The 17491-nt window shown below is 69.7% G+C and carries 12 protein-coding genes and 1 pseudogene; all 13 read left to right on the top strand.

All coding sequences use genetic code 11. The features are described 5' to 3' along the window. On the top strand, positions 1-738 hold a 738-nt coding region (locus tag ACSNOC_RS12435; protein WP_436747427.1), incomplete at its 5' end, for a DNA/RNA non-specific endonuclease. Positions 739-740: 2 nt separating this feature from the next. Beyond that, entirely contained in the window at positions 741-1268 is a 528-nt protein-coding gene (locus tag ACSNOC_RS12440; RefSeq protein ID WP_436747428.1) for a hypothetical protein, read from the top strand. Between the two features lie 331 nt (positions 1269-1599). After that, a complete protein-coding gene (locus tag ACSNOC_RS12445; protein ID WP_436747429.1) occupies positions 1600-1725 on the top strand; it encodes a hypothetical protein in 126 nt (41 codons plus the stop codon). 341 nt (positions 1726-2066) lie between these two features. Then, positions 2067-3065, top strand: a pseudogene (lgt, locus tag ACSNOC_RS12450) (prolipoprotein diacylglyceryl transferase); the annotation flags it as partial. 670 nt (positions 3066-3735) lie between these two features. Continuing rightward, positions 3736-4434 (top strand): VIT1/CCC1 transporter family protein, encoded by a 699-nt coding sequence (locus ACSNOC_RS12455; protein ID WP_436747430.1) that lies wholly within the window; start codon positions 3736-3738, stop codon positions 4432-4434. Between the two features lie 377 nt (positions 4435-4811). Beyond that, the gene (gene gltB / locus ACSNOC_RS12460) at positions 4812-9368 is read left to right on the top strand and encodes a glutamate synthase large subunit (protein WP_436747431.1); all 4557 of its coding nucleotides are present in this window, start codon (positions 4812-4814) and stop codon (positions 9366-9368) included. Next, complete coding sequence (locus ACSNOC_RS12465) at positions 9361-10821, top strand: glutamate synthase subunit beta (RefSeq protein WP_436747432.1); 1461 nt, start codon at positions 9361-9363, stop codon at positions 10819-10821. Before gltB ends, ACSNOC_RS12465 begins: the two co-directional genes overlap by 8 nt. 205 nt (positions 10822-11026) lie before the next feature. Then, on the top strand, positions 11027-12334 hold the full coding sequence (locus tag ACSNOC_RS12470; RefSeq protein WP_436747433.1) for a sugar ABC transporter substrate-binding protein: 1308 nt from the start codon (positions 11027-11029) through the stop codon (positions 12332-12334). Beyond that, positions 12324-13271: a carbohydrate ABC transporter permease gene (locus ACSNOC_RS12475; RefSeq protein WP_436747434.1), complete on the top strand. Its 948-nt coding sequence runs from the start codon at positions 12324-12326 to the stop codon at positions 13269-13271. The genes ACSNOC_RS12470 and ACSNOC_RS12475 overlap by 11 nt, the downstream gene beginning before the upstream one ends. Then, on the top strand, positions 13268-14092 hold the full coding sequence (locus ACSNOC_RS12480) for a carbohydrate ABC transporter permease (RefSeq protein WP_436747435.1): 825 nt from the start codon (positions 13268-13270) through the stop codon (positions 14090-14092). The genes ACSNOC_RS12475 and ACSNOC_RS12480 overlap by 4 nt, the downstream gene beginning before the upstream one ends. 108 nt (positions 14093-14200) lie before the next feature. Further along, the gene (locus ACSNOC_RS12485; RefSeq protein ID WP_436747436.1) at positions 14201-14659 is read left to right on the top strand and encodes a hypothetical protein; all 459 of its coding nucleotides are present in this window, start codon (positions 14201-14203) and stop codon (positions 14657-14659) included. Positions 14660-14667: 8 nt separating this feature from the next. Continuing rightward, on the top strand, positions 14668-16896 hold the full coding sequence (locus ACSNOC_RS12490) for a hypothetical protein (RefSeq protein WP_436747437.1): 2229 nt from the start codon (positions 14668-14670) through the stop codon (positions 16894-16896). A 25-nt stretch (positions 16897-16921) separates the two neighbouring features. Beyond that, the gene (locus ACSNOC_RS12495) at positions 16922-17491 is read left to right on the top strand and encodes a hypothetical protein (RefSeq protein ID WP_436747438.1); all 570 of its coding nucleotides are present in this window, start codon (positions 16922-16924) and stop codon (positions 17489-17491) included.

Here is a 17491-nt window from a genome sequence, read left to right on the forward strand (position 1 = left end):
ACCCCCGCCCCGACCCTGCCGCCACCCCGGCCCAACTGGAACCCGAACGCGGGCCGCTGGTCGCTCGACCAGGGCTGGGACATGGTCATCACCGAGACCGAGAACCGTGATCTTCTGCCGGAACAGGGGCCGTACGGTCCGGAGGAAGTCGGCGAAGAGCAACTTCAGGACCTCTTCCCCGATGTGGACCTCGATCCGGACGCCGGCTTCGGCGATTCGGGGTCGGACCCGTCTTCCAGGAGAACCAGGAACAGTTGCGAACGGGATCTTCCCTCTGGCGATCCTTCCTTTTACTACGCCCCCATGACCCGCTTCGGTCCTGGACCAAACGACTGCCGAGCGACGGGTGCGGTAGGCGTCATCGACTCATTCGACATACGGCCGTGGCGGCTGGACCCGAAATGGAAGCCGGCCGGATACGAGCGTCTTCCCGTGAAGAATCGTGCGGCGCTGCACCTCATAGGGAACCAATTGGGGGGTGCCGATGGAACCTTGCGCAACTTTGTGGCAGGCTATCAGAACCCTGCTAATCATCCGCATATGTCCGCGCTGGAGAGTGAAATTCGCGCGGCGGCCGAAAGCGGTGAGACCGTGATGTATGCTGTCGTCCCAATTTATCGTGAGGATCCTGCGATTCCCGAAGAGATACGCATGCGGGCTATCGGTTCCGGGGGCTTCGAGCTGGCTTGCGTCGTCTATAATCGGCCGACTGGTGGATATGACTGCGAGGATGGCTGATCATGGAACTCTCGGCCTTCGAGGAGCTGCTCGGGCCTCCTCTGTATGACCGCCCCATCGAGACGGACTGGGAAAGCTTCGAGAGCTTCGTAAGTTCCCGGCTACCGCGGGATTACAAGGAGTTCGTCTCGGCGTACGGTCCCTGCTGTGTCGGTGACACCCTCCTGATTTTCCACCCGGCCGCACCGAGAGACGACAGCAGTCTCAACTTGTTCGAAGAGGTCGAGAAAGTTGCCGGGCAGTACGAATTCCTGCGGAACGTGCCCAGCTACAAAATTCCTTACGCCATATATCCCGAACCTGGTGGGTGCATTCCAGTGGCGCGCACTACAGGGGGAAATCAGGTTTTCCTGAGGCCGCCGAGCGGTGAGCTTCTTGAGTGGAGCGTCGTGGTCGACATGGGGGAGTGGGTCCACTTTCCCTCCGGGTTCACCTATGTGCTCTATCGCGCGGTGACCGGTGATTTGCATGTGCCTTTCATGGCGGATGCCGGCCAATCCTTTGAGCCGGTGGGGCGACTTGCTGGATGAGCTGCTCCGAGTTGTGGCTGAAGCAGAACGGAAAACCCCGCACTGGGCGGGCATGTCGACCAGTACCGAGCCGCGCGGTGATCAGGGTCACCGGGCGGTGGGTCGGGGGTCGGGGGCGCCATGCTGGCCGTGCAGCCGTCGCTGCACTGCCCGCCGCGACCCGGCAGCCGATCGCCTCGCCGGACGCGGTGGATCCGGACCGGCCGATCCCTGACGATCCCTTCGTCGGCTCGCCAGGGGGGAGTGGGCGGACGGGCGCGGACGGCATCGAGATGCCGGAGGCCTGGCCGTCGGGGCGATCCCGGCCGACCGTGTGGCGGAGGCGCTGGACATGTCCCGGTACTTCCTCATCGCCATCAACCTGGACCCTGCCGTGCTCGGCGACCCCCGCTCGGACATCCCCGGCGACTCCGTGTCGACCGCCCTGCGGGAGTCCAGCCGGGGTACAACGCGGTGACGCTCTTCAGTCGCTTTCATTCGGAACACACCACCCTGCTCGGCGATGTCGTCACGGTGCGCGGCCGGACCGAGGTGGTGGAGGGCGAGCAGGGCGCCGACATCCGGTTCTCGGCGCGGCGCCGTGACCGGCGGCTTCTCAATCCGCTGGTCGACTCTCGGCTCATGACCGGCACGCGATCCGTACGACCGGAGCGAGGACATCCCCGCCGATCACGGGCTGCGGTTCCTCCCCCGGAACTGACCGCGACGTGCCGATGCCGCCGATGGCGGTGACACAGGGAAGGAACGTGGGCCTTGGATTCGGTCATACGTGCCGGGCACGGTAGCGTCGGGCACACCATGGAGATCCTTGCCTCAATTCCCAGCCCCAGCGAGAGCGAGATCCACCTCGGACCGTTCCCGCTGCGCGGATACGCGCTGTGCATCATCATCGGCGTCTTTCTCGCCATCTGGCTCGGCGGCCGACGCTGGGTGCAGCGTGGCGGACAGCCGGGGACCGTAGCCGACATCGCCGTATGGGCCGTGCCGTTCGGCCTGGTCGGGGCCCGTGCCTATCACGTGATCACCGACTACCAGCTCTATTTCGGCGAGGGCCGGGACTGGGTCGACTCGTTCAAGATCTGGGACGGCGGCATCGGCATCTGGGGCGCGGTCGCCGGTGGTGCGGTGGGCGCGTGGATCGCCTGCCGGCGACGGGGCATCGCGCTCCCGCCGATGGCCGACGCGGTCGCGCCGGGCATCGCGTTCGCCCAGGCGATCGGGCGCTGGGGGAACTGGTTCAACCAGGAGCTGTACGGCAAGGCCACGGACCTGCCCTGGGCCGTGGAGATCGACAACGGGATCGACAGCGGTACCTTCCACCCGACCTTCCTGTACGAGTCGCTGTGGTGCCTGGGTGTGGGCCTGCTGGTGCTGTGGGCGGACCGCCGGTTCCGGCTGGGCCACGGCCGGGCGTTCGCGCTGTACGTGGCCGCGTACACGGTCGGCCGCGCGTGGATCGAGTACCTGCGGATCGATGAGGCCCACGAGTTCTTCGGCCTGCGGCTGAACGACTGGACGGCGATGATCGTCTTCGTCGGTGCCGTGATCTACCTGGTGCTCTCCGCCAAGCGCCGCCCCGGCCGCGAGGAGGCGGTGGAACCGGCCCCCGTGGAGGAAGGCGACGACGCCTCCGCGACGGCGGTGGAGGACGACAAGGACAAGACCGTCACCCCGGCGGAGACCGCCGAGCCGGTCGTGGCGGACGGCGACGCGGACGCGACCGAGACCATGGACCAGGTGGGTGAGGGCGAGACGGCCGCTGCCGCCTCTGTGAGTGCCGAGCCGGATGGGGCTGAGGCCCCGGCCGTCGAGACGGAGCCTGTCGCCGCCGATCAGGTGGGTGGAGACGATGCGCCCGCCGAGGTGCGGTCCGTTGCCGCCGATCAGGTGGGGGCCGCCGAGCCGGTCGTCGTGGATGCGGCTGAGACCGCGGAGGCCGAGGCGCAGCCCGTCGTCGTCGCCGACCAGGTGGGTGAGGACGAGGCGACCGCCGCCGCCTCTGTGAGTGCCGAGCCGGGCGGGGCTGAGGCCCCGGCCGTCGAGACGGAGCCTGTCGCCGCCGATCAGGTGGGTGGAGACGATGCGCCCGCCGAGGTGCGGTCCGTTGCCGCCGATCAGGTGGCTGACGGCGAGACGGCTGCCGCCGCCGCTGTAGGTGCCGAGCCGGACGCGACTGAGACCACGGCCACCGACGCGCAGCCCGTCGTCGCCGACCAGGCGGGTGAAGGCGACACGGCCGCCGTGGCTGTTGCCGAAGCGGAAGCCGACGCCGTGCCGGCGGAGGAAGAGGTCACCGTCGTGGAGCCCGAGCCCGAGCCCGAGCCTGCGCCGAAGGGGTTCTGGGGGCGGCGGCGGGCGAAAGCCGCAGGTCAGCGGGGTTAGTACGGCCTGCCTTGCTGGTCCGCGCGCGGGATGGGTGTCACTCTTTGAGCGTTGAACGAACGAGCGACGCGCACGGAGAGGAACCATGGCCGCAGAGGCGCATCACAGCCATCGGGACGTCAACGGAGGCTGGCTCCGGCCCGCCGTGTTCGGGGCCATGGACGGGCTCGTCTCCAACCTCGGCCTGATCAGCGGCGTGGCCGGCAGCTCCGCGTCCTCCCACACCATCGCCGTCGCCGGTATGGCCGGGCTCGCCGCCGGGGCGTTCTCCATGGCGGCGGGGGAGTACACCTCCGTCGCGTCCCAGCGCGAGCTGGTCATCGCCGAGATCGACGTCGAGCGCCGCGAGCTGCGGCGCCATCCGGACGACGAGCTGGCCGAGCTGACCGACATCTACGTCGCGCGCGGCGTCGAGCCGGAGCTCGCCCGCGAGGTGGCGCGGCAGCTCTCCGCCGATCCCGAGCAGGCCCTGGAGATTCACACCCGCGAAGAGCTGGGCGTCGGCCCGGCCGACCTGCCGTCGCCCGCCGTGGCCGCCGTCTCCTCGTTCGGGTCCTTCGCCATCGGGGCCGTCCTCCCCCTCCTGCCGTACCTCCTCGGCGCCACCGCCCTGTGGCCCGCCGTCGCGCTGGCGCTGCTCGGTCTCTTCGCCTGCGGGGCCGTCGTGGCACATGTCACAGCCCGTCCGTGGTGGTTCAGCGGGCTCCGTCAGCTCGGGCTCGGAGCCGCCGCCGCGGGTGTGACCTACGTCATCGGGTCCCTCTTCGGTACCGCGCTCGGCTGAGGCTTCGACCAGGTCCCGCATGGGAAATCCACGGCGCGGGAATACGAGGGGGAACCTCGGCGCTATCACCGCGACACGAGCTTTGTTTCCAGAGGGTTTCATCTGGTTGAACCGGGGGGATGTGCTCTCTCGTCCCGCGAGCATCGGCGCCCGCGCCGGGTCGAGAGCCTACGGCGGGCATTTCCGCCATCTCCGGCACGGACTCGTGGCGACAGGACACCACAGCGCACCGCAGGACATCCCATAGTCCGCATCGTGGACAGTGGTATCCGCTTCCCGGGATCCGGGTCATCGTGTAACCTGCACGAAAATTTAACGCACCAGGGCCAGCGTCGTCCCTCGGACAGCACACCACCAAGACGACGACGGGAGAGCCGATGCGTTCTGCGTCCCACCCGGTAAAGCAGGGGATGTACGACCCGCGCCACGAGCACGACGCATGTGGTGTCGGCTTTGTCGCGACGCTCACCGGCGAAGCCAGCCGCGAGCTGGTCGACCAGGCGCTCACCGTGCTCCGGAACCTCGAACACCGCGGCGCCACCGGCGCGGACCCCGACACCGGTGACGGTGCCGGCATCCTGCTGCAGGTGCCCGACGCCTTCCTCCGCGAGAGCGTCGCCTTCGGCCTCCCCGCCGCCGGCGCCTACGCCGTCGGCCTGGCCTTCCTGCCCACGGACGCCGACGAGGCCGCCGCGGCCGTCGCGCGGGTCGACGCCATCGCCGTCGAGGAGGGGCTGACCGTTCTGGGCTGGCGCGACGTTCCCGTCACGCCCGACCTGCTCGGTGCCGCCGCCCGCGCGACGATGCCGTTCTTCCGGCACCTCTTCGTCGCCGACGCCCGGGGCGAGAAGACCGGTCTCACACTCGACCGCAGCGTCTTCGCCCTGCGCAAGCGCGCCGAGCGGGAGGCCGGGATCTACTTCCCGTCCCTGTCCTCGCGCACGCTCGTCTACAAGGGCATGCTGACCACCGGGCAGCTCGAGCCGTTCTTCCCGGACCTGTCCGACCGGCGCATGGCCACGGCGATCGCCCTCGTCCACTCGCGGTTCTCCACGAACACGTTCCCGAGCTGGCCGCTGGCCCATCCGTACCGTTTCGTGGCGCACAACGGCGAGATCAACACCGTGCAGGGCAACCGCAACTGGATGCGGGCCCGTGAGTCGCAGCTCGTCAGCGACCTGTTCGGCGACCCGGCGAAGCTGGACCGGCTGTTCCCCGTCTGTACGCCCGAGGCGTCGGACTCCGCCAGCTTCGACGAGGTGCTGGAGCTGCTGCACCTCGGCGGCCGTTCGCTGCCGCACGCCGTGCTGATGATGGTCCCCGAGGCGTGGGAGAACCACGAGTCGATGGACCCGGCCCGGCGCGCGTTCTACCAGTACCACTCCACGATCATGGAGCCCTGGGACGGCCCGGCCTGCGTGACCTTCACCGACGGCGTCCAGGTCGGCGCCGTGCTGGACCGCAACGGTCTGCGCCCCGGCCGGTACTGGGTGACCGACGACGGACTCGTCGTGCTCTCCTCCGAGGTCGGCGTCCTGGACATCGAGCCCTCGCGCGTGGTGCGCAAGGGCCGTCTCCAGCCGGGCCGGATGTTCCTGGTGGACACCGCCGAGCACCGCATCATCGAGGACGCCGAGATCAAGGACCGGCTCGCGGCCGAGCACCCGTACGCGGAGTGGCTGGAGGCCGGGCTGATCGAGCTCGCCGACCTGCCCGAGCGCGAGCACGTCACGCACACCCACGCCTCGGTCACCCGCCGCCAGCAGACCTTCGGCTACACCGAGGAAGAGCTGCGCATCCTGCTCGCCCCGATGGCCAAGACCGGTGCCGAGCCCATCGGCTCCATGGGCACCGACACGCCCATCGCCGCGCTCTCGGACCGGCCCCGGCTGATCTTCGACTACTTCTCGCAGCTGTTCGCGCAGGTCACGAACCCGCCGCTGGACGCCATCCGCGAGGAGCTGGTCACCTCCCTGCTGTCCTCGCTCGGCCCCCAGGGCAACCTGCTGGAGCCCACCCCGGCCTCCTGTCGCAGCGTGACCCTGCCCTTCCCGGTGCTGGACAACGACGAGCTGGCCAAGCTCATCCACATCAACGCCGACGGCGACCTGCCCGGCTTCGCCGCCGTCACGCTCTCCGGCCTCTACCGGGTCGCGGGCGGCGCGCAGGCCCTGGCCGACCGCCTGACCGCGATCTGCGCCGAGGCCGACGCCGCCATCGCCGACGGCGCCCGCCTCATCGTGCTGTCCGACCGCCACTCGGACGCCGAGCACGCGCCGATCCCGTCCCTGCTGCTCACGTCGGCGGTCCACCACCACCTGATCCGCACCAAGCAGCGGACCCGGGTCGGGCTGCTGGTCGAGGCCGGTGACGTGCGCGAGGTGCACCACGTCGCGCTGCTCATCGGCTACGGCGCCGCCGCCGTCAACCCGTACCTGGCCATGGAGACGGTCGAGGACCTGGTCGCGCGCGGCACGTTCCTCTCCGGTGTCGACACGACCACCGCCACCCGGAACCTGATCAAGGCGCTGGGCAAGGGCGTGCTGAAGGTGATGTCCAAGATGGGCATCTCCACGGTCGCCTCCTACCGCGGCGCGCAGGTCTTCGAGGCCGTGGGCCTGGACGAGGCGTTCGTCGACACCTACTTCCACGGCACCACGAGCAAGATCGGCGGCGCCGGTCTCGACGTCATCGCCAAGGAGGTCGCGGCCCGGCACGCCAAGGCGTACCCGGCCACCGGCGTGGCCCCGGCCCACCGGGACCTGGAGATCGGCGGCGAGTACCAGTGGCGGCGCGAGGGCGAGCCGCACCTGTTCGACCCGGAGACCGTCTTCCGGCTCCAGCACTCGACGCGCGAGCGCCGGTACGACATCTTCCGCCAGTACACCCAGCGGGTGAACGAGCAGTCCGAGCGGCTGATGACGCTGCGCGGCCTCTTCCGGCTGAAGAACGGCGCCCGCCCGCCGGTGCCGCTGGACGAGGTCGAGCCGGTCAGCGAGATCGTCAAGCGGTTCTCGACCGGCGCGATGAGCTACGGCTCCATCTCGCAGGAGGCGCACGAGACGCTGGCCATCGCCATGAACCAGCTCGGCGCCAAGTCGAACACCGGCGAGGGCGGCGAGGACGCCGACCGTCTCTACGACCCGCGACGGCGCAGCGCGATCAAGCAGGTGGCCTCCGGCCGCTTCGGCGTGACCAGCGAGTACCTGGTGAACGCCGACGACATCCAGATCAAGATGGCCCAGGGCGCCAAGCCCGGCGAGGGCGGCCAGCTCCCGGGCCACAAGGTCTACCCGTGGGTGGCGAAGACCCGGCACTCGACGCCCGGCGTCGGCCTGATCTCCCCGCCCCCGCACCACGACATCTACTCGATCGAGGACCTCGCGCAGCTCATCCACGACCTGAAGAACGCCAACCCGTCGGCCCGCGTCCACGTGAAGCTGGTCTCCGAGGTCGGCGTGGGCACCGTGGCGGCCGGCGTCTCCAAGGCGCACGCGGACGTGGTGCTGATCTCCGGGCACGACGGCGGAACGGGCGCCTCGCCGCTGACCTCGCTGAAGCACGCGGGCGGCCCGTGGGAGCTGGGCCTGGCCGAGACGCAGCAGACGCTGCTGCTCAACGGGCTGCGGGACCGGATCGTCGTGCAGACCGACGGACAGCTCAAGACCGGGCGCGACGTGCTGATCGCGGCGCTGCTCGGCGCGGAGGAGTTCGGTTTCGCGACCGCGCCGCTGGTCGTGTCGGGCTGCATCCTGATGCGGGTCTGCCACCTGGACACCTGCCCGGTCGGCATCGCCACGCAGAACCCGGTGCTGCGTGAACGTTTCACCGGCAAGCCGGAGTTCGTGGTGAACTTCTTCGAGTTCATCGCGGAGGAGGTCCGCGAGCTGCTGGCCGAGCTGGGCTTCCGCACGCTGGAGGAGGCCGTCGGCCACGCCGAACTGCTCGACGTCGAGCGGGCCGTGGACCACTGGAAGGCGCAGGGCCTGGACCTGGCCCCGCTGCTCCACGTGCCCGAGCTGCCCGAGGGCGCTCCCCGGCACCGGACCACCGAGCAGGACCACGGACTGGCGAAGGCGCTGGACAACGAGCTGATCCGGCTGTCCGCCGACGCGCTGTCCGCGAGCAGCCCGGAGGACGCCCAGCCGGTGCGCGCCCAGATCGCGATCCGCAATATCAACCGCACCGTCGGTACCATGCTGGGCCACGAGGTGACCAAGAAGTTCGGCGGCGCCGGGCTGCCGGACGACACGATCGACATCACCTTCACCGGCTCGGCGGGGCAGTCGTTCGGCGCGTTCGTGCCGCGCGGCGTCACGCTGCGGCTGGAGGGCGACGCCAACGACTACGTCGGCAAGGGCCTGTCGGGCGGCCGGCTGATCGTGCGGCCGGACCGGAACGCTGACCACCTGGCGGAGTTCTCGACCATCGCGGGCAACACCATCGCCTATGGTGCGACCAGTGGCGAGATCTTCCTGCGGGGCCGGGTCGGGGAGCGGTTCTGCGTGCGGAACTCCGGCGCGACCGTGATCGCCGAGGGCGTGGGCGACCACGGCTGCGAGTACATGACCGGCGGCCGGGCCGTCGTGCTGGGCTCGACCGGACGCAACTTCGCGGCCGGCATGTCCGGCGGTGTCGCGTTCGTCGTCGACCTGGACCCGGCGAACGTCAACACCGAGTTCGTCAAGGTCGAGGAGCTGGACGCGGCCGACCGCGACTGGCTGCACGAGGTGGTCCGCCGCCACGCCGAGGAGACCGGGTCCACCGTCGCCGGGAAGCTGCTGAAGGACTGGGACGCGGCCCTCGCCCGCTTCAGCAAGATCATGCCCACCACGTACAAGGCCGTGCTCGCCGCCAAGGACGCCGCCGAGCGAGCGGGACTGTCGGAGTCCGAAACCCACGAGAAGATGATGGAGGCGGCGACCCATGGCTGATCCGAAGGGCTTTCTCACCACCCAGCGCGAGGGCGCCAAGAGCCGTCCCGTCGCCGAGCGGGTCAGGGACTGGAACGAGGTGTACGTTCCCGGCTCCCTGCTGCCGATCATCAGCAAGCAGGCCGGGCGCTGCATGGACTGCGGCATCCCGTTCTGTCACAACGGCTGTCCGCTGGGGAACCTGATCCCCGAGTGGAACGACCTCGCGTACCGCGGCGACTGGCAGGCGGCCAGCGAGCGGCTGCACGCCACGAACAACTTCCCGGAGTTCACCGGGCGGCTGTGCCCGGCGCCGTGCGAGTCGGCCTGTGTGCTGGGCATCAACCAGCCCGCGGTGACCATCAAGAACGTCGAGGTCACCATCATCGACAAGGCGTGGGAGGCCGGTTCGGTCACCCCGCAGCCGCCGGAGCGGCTGTCGGGCAAGACCGTGGCCGTCATCGGCTCGGGACCGGCCGGGCTGGCCGCCGCCCAGCAGCTCACCCGGGCCGGGCACACCGTCGCGGTGTACGAGCGCGCCGACCGGATCGGCGGGCTGCTGCGGTACGGCATCCCCGAGTTCAAGATGGAGAAGCGGCACGTCAACCGCCGCATCGAGCAGATGCGGGCGGAGGGCACCAAGTTCCGCACGGGCGTGGAGGTCGGCCGGGACGTCGACGCGGCTAAGCTGCGCAACCGGTACGACGCGGTCGTCATCGCGGCCGGTGCCACCACCGCGCGCGACCTGCCGGTGCCGGGCCGCGAACTGACCGGCATCCACCAGGCGATGGAGTACCTGCCGCTGGCCAACAAGGTGCAGGAGGGCGACTTCATCACCCCGCCCATCTCCGCCGAGGGCAAGCACGTGGTCGTCATCGGCGGTGGCGACACCGGCGCCGACTGCGTGGGCACCGCGCACCGGCAGGGCGCGGCCTCGGTCACGCAGCTGGAGATCATGCCCAGGCCGAGCGAGGACCGGCCGGCGAACCAGCCGTGGCCGATGTACCCCATGACGTTCAAGGTCAGCTCGGCCCACGAGGAGGGCGGTGAGCGGGTCTACTCCGTCTCCACCACCCGCTTCGAGGGCGACGAGGACGGCAACGTGCAGTGGCTGCACCTGGTCGAGGTCGAGTTCGTGGACGGCAAGCTGACGCAGAAGCCGGGCACCGAGCGGCGTATCCCGGCCCAACTGGTCACGCTGGCCATGGGCTTCACCGGCACCGACCGGGAGAACGGCCTGGTCGGGCAGTTCGGCCTGGAGCTGGACGAGCGCGGCAACATCGCGCGGGACGCCGACTACGCCACCAACGTGGACGGCGTGTTCGTGGCGGGCGACGCCGGCCGCGGCCAGTCGCTCATCGTCTGGGCCATCGCGGAGGGCCGCGCGGCGGCGCGCGGCGTGGACCGCTACCTGACCGGCCACAGCACCCTGCCGTACCCGGTCCGGCCGACCGACCGCGCGCTGGCGGTCTGACGCCGGTCCCCACAGACGGTCCGCACAACGGCGTGCGGACTCGTTCGCGTTCGCACGCGTTCCGTGCCGCCAATGGTCCAGCCCACAAACGGTGCCGTTCCGTGATGCGACCGTCTGGTCCGGGTGAACTCCGCGCTGTCACAATCGACGCTCATCGAGGCTCAGCCGGCCCGATGATCTGCGGACCTCACAGACGGGACTGGTCATGCGGAATTCCCCCACGCCCAGGCGACGTTCCCCTCGCTCGCGGACGCGGCGGCTGGTCGCCGGCGCGGCCGTGCTCGCCCTCGGCGCGGCCACGGCCTGCGGTGACGGCGGTGACGGCGGTGACGTCACCACCCTCGAAGTCTGGATCATGGAAGGCACCAACCCCGACGCCGGGCCGTACGTCGAGGAGCTGGAGGCGGAGTTCACCGCGCGGACGGGCGCGGAGCTGGATGTCCAGTTCATCCAGTGGGCCGACGCCCACGACCGGTTCACCACCGCCATCGCGGGCGGCGAACTCCCGGACGTCGCGGAGATCGGCACCACCTGGGCGCCGGAGTTCGGCGCGGCGGGCGCGCTGACCGACCTCTCGGAGCACATCGAGGCCGACGGCCTCGGCGACGACCTGGTGCCGGGTCTGTACGAGGCGGGCACGGTCGACGGCGCGGTCTACGGCATGCCGTGGTACGCGGGCGTCCGCGCCCTGATGTACCGCGCCGACGTCTTCGCCGAGCACGATCTCCAGCCGCCCACGACGTGGGAGGAGTTACGCGACGTGGCGCTCCGGCTCAAGGAGCTGGAGCCCGGCATGATCCCGTTCCCGGTCATCGGCGGCACCGAGTACGCCGTCGACCCGTTCATCTGGGGAGCCGGCGGCGAGATAGCCGAGCCGGCCGGGGACGGCGAGTGGCGCTCCACGATCAACTCGCCGGAGGCCGTCGAGGGCATCGAGTTCTACACCTCGCTCGCCACCGAGCACGGCCTGTCGGTCGCGGCGGCCGAAACGTGGCTGGAGACCGACCAGTTGGAGAGCTTCCAGAACGGCGACGCCGCGATGGTCATCAACGGCAACTGGACGGTCAGGACCCTCCTCGACGACGACCCCGCCTGGGCCGACCGGATCGGGGTCGTGCCGATCCCCGGCCGCGACGGCGGCTACAGCCCCTCCTTCGTCGGCGGCTCCCTCCTGGGGGAGTTCACCAGCGACGAGCCCGAACTCGCCTGGGAACTCATCACGATGATGAGCACCGGCGACTTCGCCGCCGCCTGGGCCGACCAGTCCGGGTACTTCCCCGGGCAGCAGTCCCTGCTGGAGGAGGTCCACGCCCGGAACGACCCGCTGGTCACGCCGTTCGCCGAGCAGATGCTGCGGGCGGGCGCCAGCCTTCCGGTGACCGAGCTGTACGGCCAGGTGCAGGGGGAGCAGATCATCCAGGGGATGCTCCAGTCCATCCTGTCCGGCGACCAGTCCGTGCGGGAGGCGGCCGACGAGGCCGCGGCGGCCATGGACGAGACCTTTGGCGGCTGACCTCCGGAAGACGACCCGGCCCGCCGCCTGCCGCGCGGCCCGGACCCGCCGCGCCCTGCGGCCCTGGCTGCTGCTGGCCCCGGCCCTCGGCGTGCTGGCGCTGCTGCTGCTCTGGCCGCTGGCGCGGGTGGTGATGCTGTCCTTCCAGGACTACGGGCTGCGGGAGATGAACACCGGCGAGACCCGGTACACCGGTCTCGACAACTACCGGGAGATCCTGGGCGATCCCTTCCTGTGGCAGCAGGTCCTGCCCAACACGGTCCTGTTCGCCGGGGCCTGCGTCGTCCTCACCCTCGTCGTGGGCACCCTGGTCGCCCTGCTGCTGCAACGCCTGGGCCGCGCCTGGCGGATCGTCTGCTCCAGCGTGATCATGACGGCCTGGGCCATGCCCGCCGTGACCGGGACCTACGTGTGGATCTGGATCTTCGACCCGCTGGACGGCGTGGTCTCCGACGGGCTGGCCGGCGCGGGCCTGATCGAGCCGCGCGAGACCAACTGGTTCACCGACCGCTGGTCGTTCTACGCCATCGCGACGCTGAACGTCGTCCACCACGGCTTCCCGTTCGTCGCCATCACCGTCTACGCGGCGCTGCTCACCATCCCCCGGGAGCTGCCGGAAGCGGCCCTGATGGACGGCGCCTCGGCCTGGCAGCGGTTCTGGCGGATCACCGTGCCCACCATCAGACCGGTCTTCGCGGTGGTCGCGATCCTGTCGACCATCTGGGACTTCAAGGTCTTCGCGCAGGTCTACCTGATGCCCGGCGGCTCCGGCTCCAACCCGGACGTGCTCAACCTCGGCGTCTGGTCGTACGTGCAGTCGTTCCGGCACAACGAGTACGGCACGGGCTCGGCCATCGCCGTCCTGCTGACCCTGCTGCTGCTGGCCATCACGGTCGTCTACGTCAGGGTGCTGTCGAGGGAGGACCAGGAGCTGTGAACCGCACGTCCACGGCCGGCCGCGCCGGGCTCGGGATCGCCGTCGCGGCCCTGCTGGCGTTCACCCTCTTCCCCGTCTACTGGATGGTCAGCTCCGCCTTCGACCCGGAGGCGGACCACCGGGGTTCGGAGGTGCTGCCCTCCGGCTTCACCCTCGACCACTTCCGGTACGTGCTGGACACCGGCGAGTTCGGCCGTTATCTCCTCAACTCCGCGCTGGTGGGCCTCGGCACGGTCGTCCTGTCGGGGCTGCTGGCCCTGTTCGCGGCGACCGCCGTGGCCCGGTTCCGGTTCCGGCTGCGCACCCAGATGCTGGTGATGATCCTCGTCGTGCAGATGGTGCCGCTGGAGGCGCTGGTCATCCCGCTGTTCATCCAGATGCGGGACCTGGAACTGCTCAACAGCCTGCTCGGGCTGACCATCGTCTACCTGGCGTTCTCCCTCCCCTTCGCGATCTGGACGCTGCGCGGCTTCGTGGCGGCCGTACCGCGGGAGATCGAGGAGGCCGCGTACCTCGACGGCTGCGACTGGTGGCGGATGTTCCGCACGATCCTGCTGCCGCTGGTGGCCCCCGGCCTGGTCGCCACCAGCGTCTTCGCGTTCATCGTCGCCTGGAACGAGTTCGTCTTCGCCTTCACCTTCATGCAGGACGACAGCACGTACACGGCGGCGGTCGGCCTGCACCGCTTCTTCGGCGAATACAGCACCGACTGGGGCGCGGTCATGGCCGGTTCCACCCTGATCACCCTGCCGGTCCTGGTCTTCTTCGTCCTGGTCCAGCACCGCCTGGCAAGCGGCCTCGCGGCAGGCGCCATCCGCTGAGACCCGGAGCCCTGCGGGGTCCCAACGTCCGTACCGATGAGCCACTTTGACCAAGCGTGCGACGGTAGGCTGACAGCGTGTGTGCAGGCACAGACTCGGGGGGACCGCATGGCGGACGCGTTCGACGAGGAATGGGCCCGGTTACAGGCCGACGCGCGGGATGAGATCGCGCGGACCCGGCTGAACAGTTCGGACGGCGGAGGCGCCGGCGCGGGCGGGGATCTCGTCGTGTCCTGGGAGGCACAGCGCGCGGCGGCCGACGTTCTGGAACAGGAGCTGATGCCACGGGCGTTACGGGCGGCCACCCGTCCGGACGACGAGATGGCGGTGGCGGCGGCCCGGATGAGCGACTGGGAGACCGGTGCCGGACTGCTCACCGTGGCGGAGGCGTGGGTGCGCAAGACCGCCGCGCTGAACACGCAGTTGCGCGCCGAGGTGGAGGCGCTGCGCGCCACGGCCGGCTCGTTCCAGGGGCAGGACCAGGAAATCTTGTACGAGATGCGCCAGGTGGGCGACCCGGAAGGCAGCGGGACGTTCCAGTTCAGTCTGCCGGACGACGGGGAGTGAACGGGCCCGTGCCGAGCTACCAGGAGATCATGGAGCAGGACTTCGGCGCCCTGGAGACGGCGGCGAACGAGCTGGACGTCGCCTCGGAGGGATTCGCCGGAGTGGCGGACGGCTACCGGGCCGAGGTCGCCGGGCTGTCCGTCGAGGTGTGGTCGGGGGAGAGCGGGGACTTCGCACGGCGGCAGTTCTCCGAGACCGGGGGCGAGCTTGACGCGGCGACCGAAGAGGCCCGGATGCTGGCCGAGGTGATCCGTGAGGGCCGGGCCGAGCTGATCGCCGCGCGGGAGGCGCTGGAACGGCGGGTGGCGGAGATCAGGGAGACCGGCTTCCTCGTCAACTACCGGGGGTTCGTGGAGGCGAATCCCGACTGGCCCAACGACCCCGAGATGGGCGGCATCCTCGCCGAGCAGGACGACTGGCAGGCCGCCCTGGACCGGGCGGTGGAAGCGGTGAACGAGGTGGACCAGCGCCTCAGGCAGCGGCTGACGAACATCGCCGAAGGGGACGACGGCAGGCTCTCGGGCATTTTCAACGGTGCGACGCGGGACAGCTCGCGGGCCGAGGACCTGCTGTCCCGGCTGGCGGACGGGGACGAGCTGTCCGGGGAAGAGGTGGCCGAGCTCAACCACCTGCTCGACCTGCGGGCCGACGACCCCGCGTTCTCCCGCGCGCTGATGGACGCGCTGGGCGGGCAGGGCGTGGTCGCCGCCGCCGCGCAGATCACCGGCGGCCTGGCGGCGGACGACGACGACACGCGCCGCGCCTTCGAACAGCTCCGGGGGCACCTCGCCCTCGCCCTGGACACGGCCACACAAGTGGAGACGCACGAGCCGGGCACCCCGGAGTACGCGGAGTGGGCGGAGACGGCGGAGGGGCGTTTCTACACGGAGTTCATGGACGAGCTGCGTGCGGCCGGGACGGCGGAGTACGAGGTGAACGCGCTGACCGAGCGGGACGACGTGCGCGGCTACCAGGTGCTCGCCACAGTCCTGGAGGCGGGCGACCGGGAGTACTCGGAGCGCTTCCTGCACGACCTCGCGGACGGCATCCGCGCCGCCGAGGACCCGGAACAGGACGGCGACCCGGACATCTGGCGACTGGGCACGGACGACACCGCGATCGACGGACTCGACGCCGAGGAGGACGAGTGGTTCGCGGTCGATCCGCTGGACTCGATGCTGGGGCTGATGGGGGCACAGCCGGAGGTGGCCGCCCATTACCTGGAGCCGGTGAGCGGGAACGACAGGCTGAACTACCTGCTGACCGAACGCGACTGGGATCACCTCTCGATGTCCATGGGGGTGTCCACGACGAACATCGCCGAAGCGGGCGCGATGAGCGGACTGGGCGCCGCCCTCCAGGCCGCCACCACGGGCGTCCCCGCCGGCTCCGACCCGTCCGTCGACGGCCTGAACCTGACGCCGCAGGGCGCGAACATCATGCAGGAGGTGGTCGAGACATTCTCCGCGGACGAGGCCGCCCTGATCGCCGACGGCGGCACCTTCGCCACCCTCCGCCCGGACCTGGCCCGGATGACGGCGGCGTACATGGGCGATTTTCAGGCCGAGTTGAGCGGCCTGGAGATCAACGATGCGGCGGAAGGCATCGTGGACCTGACCAACGCGGATCTTCCCGCGTTTCTCAGCCAGTTGGGCAGGGACGCCGAGTCCCACGGGATCATCACCGGCGCGCAGCAGGCATACACGGCGCTTGCCGTTGACCTGGCGATGACCGAGGAACTTCCGGAAGGGATCAGCCGAGGCGATTACGTGGGAGATGCCGTGGCGCCCGGAGCGCAGATGGCCGGGATCATGAGCGAGGCTCGTGCCAACGCTGTCTATGAGGCAGGGATCGCGGGCGACGAGGAATACAACAACCGGCTCGACACGATTCAGCAATGGACCAGTGTCGTGCTCGATGAAGCAGTCGGCAGGGTGGCCGAAAGGTACCCGGTCGCCGGACCCGTCATTGAGTGGGGTGTGGGCGAGCTGGCGGACAGTATCTTTTCCACCCTGGAACGGGACAACAGTGAAGAGGCGGCTCAAGAGGCCGGAAACGCGTACGACCAGGGATACCAGGCCGCTGTGGAATCGGCGGAGAATGCGGTCAATGTCGCCAGCCAGGGTAGGTATGAGGAGAGTGATCGAGCCCATCTGCGCAATGCGGCTGACAGGGCGGTATTTGAGCGTTTCGGTACGAACATCGCCTGGCGGCCACCGGAGTCGGCCGGAGAATAGCGGGGAGTCGGGTATGCGTCGATTCGTGAGCGTGGGTGTAGGTCTCGTGGTGCTGTCCTGGGGCGTTGTGGCCTGCGATGTGGGGTCGGAGGAGCGGAGTTACGCCCTGCCGTCTGAATTCTGCGGCCTGAGTCTGGCGGAGGACCTCTACGAGCCGCTTTTCCCGAATGGTTCCGAATTGCAGGTCGGGATGTCGTTCGACGATTTCAGCGACGGTACGGCCACCAGGTACTGCTCGCTGTCCGTCGATGACGATGAGTTCGTTCGAATCAACGCGGACGGCACCGATGAGTTCGAGCATGCCGTTGTCGATCTGTCCACCGATGTGGAGATGAGCGACGCGGAGAGTGTGCCCGGGGAATTCGATGCCCTGGTCTGGCCCGGGGTGGCCATGGCGAAGGCGCCCTGCACGGTGCCTGGGGTTTTGAGCTCGAACCGCATCGACACTCTGCTGGTCACTCTGGAGACCGACCACCCCGGCGACGACGACGAATCCGTCCGGGTGCTGTCGGATCTCATCCAGCCGCTCATGACCGAGGCGCTGAAGGCGACGCCCTGCCAGGAGAACGAGGAGCGCTTCGGTGCCGAGGGGTGA

The organism is Streptomyces sp. URMC 129, from assembly GCF_051386415.1.
GTDB lineage: Bacteria > Actinomycetota > Actinomycetes > Streptomycetales > Streptomycetaceae > Streptomyces.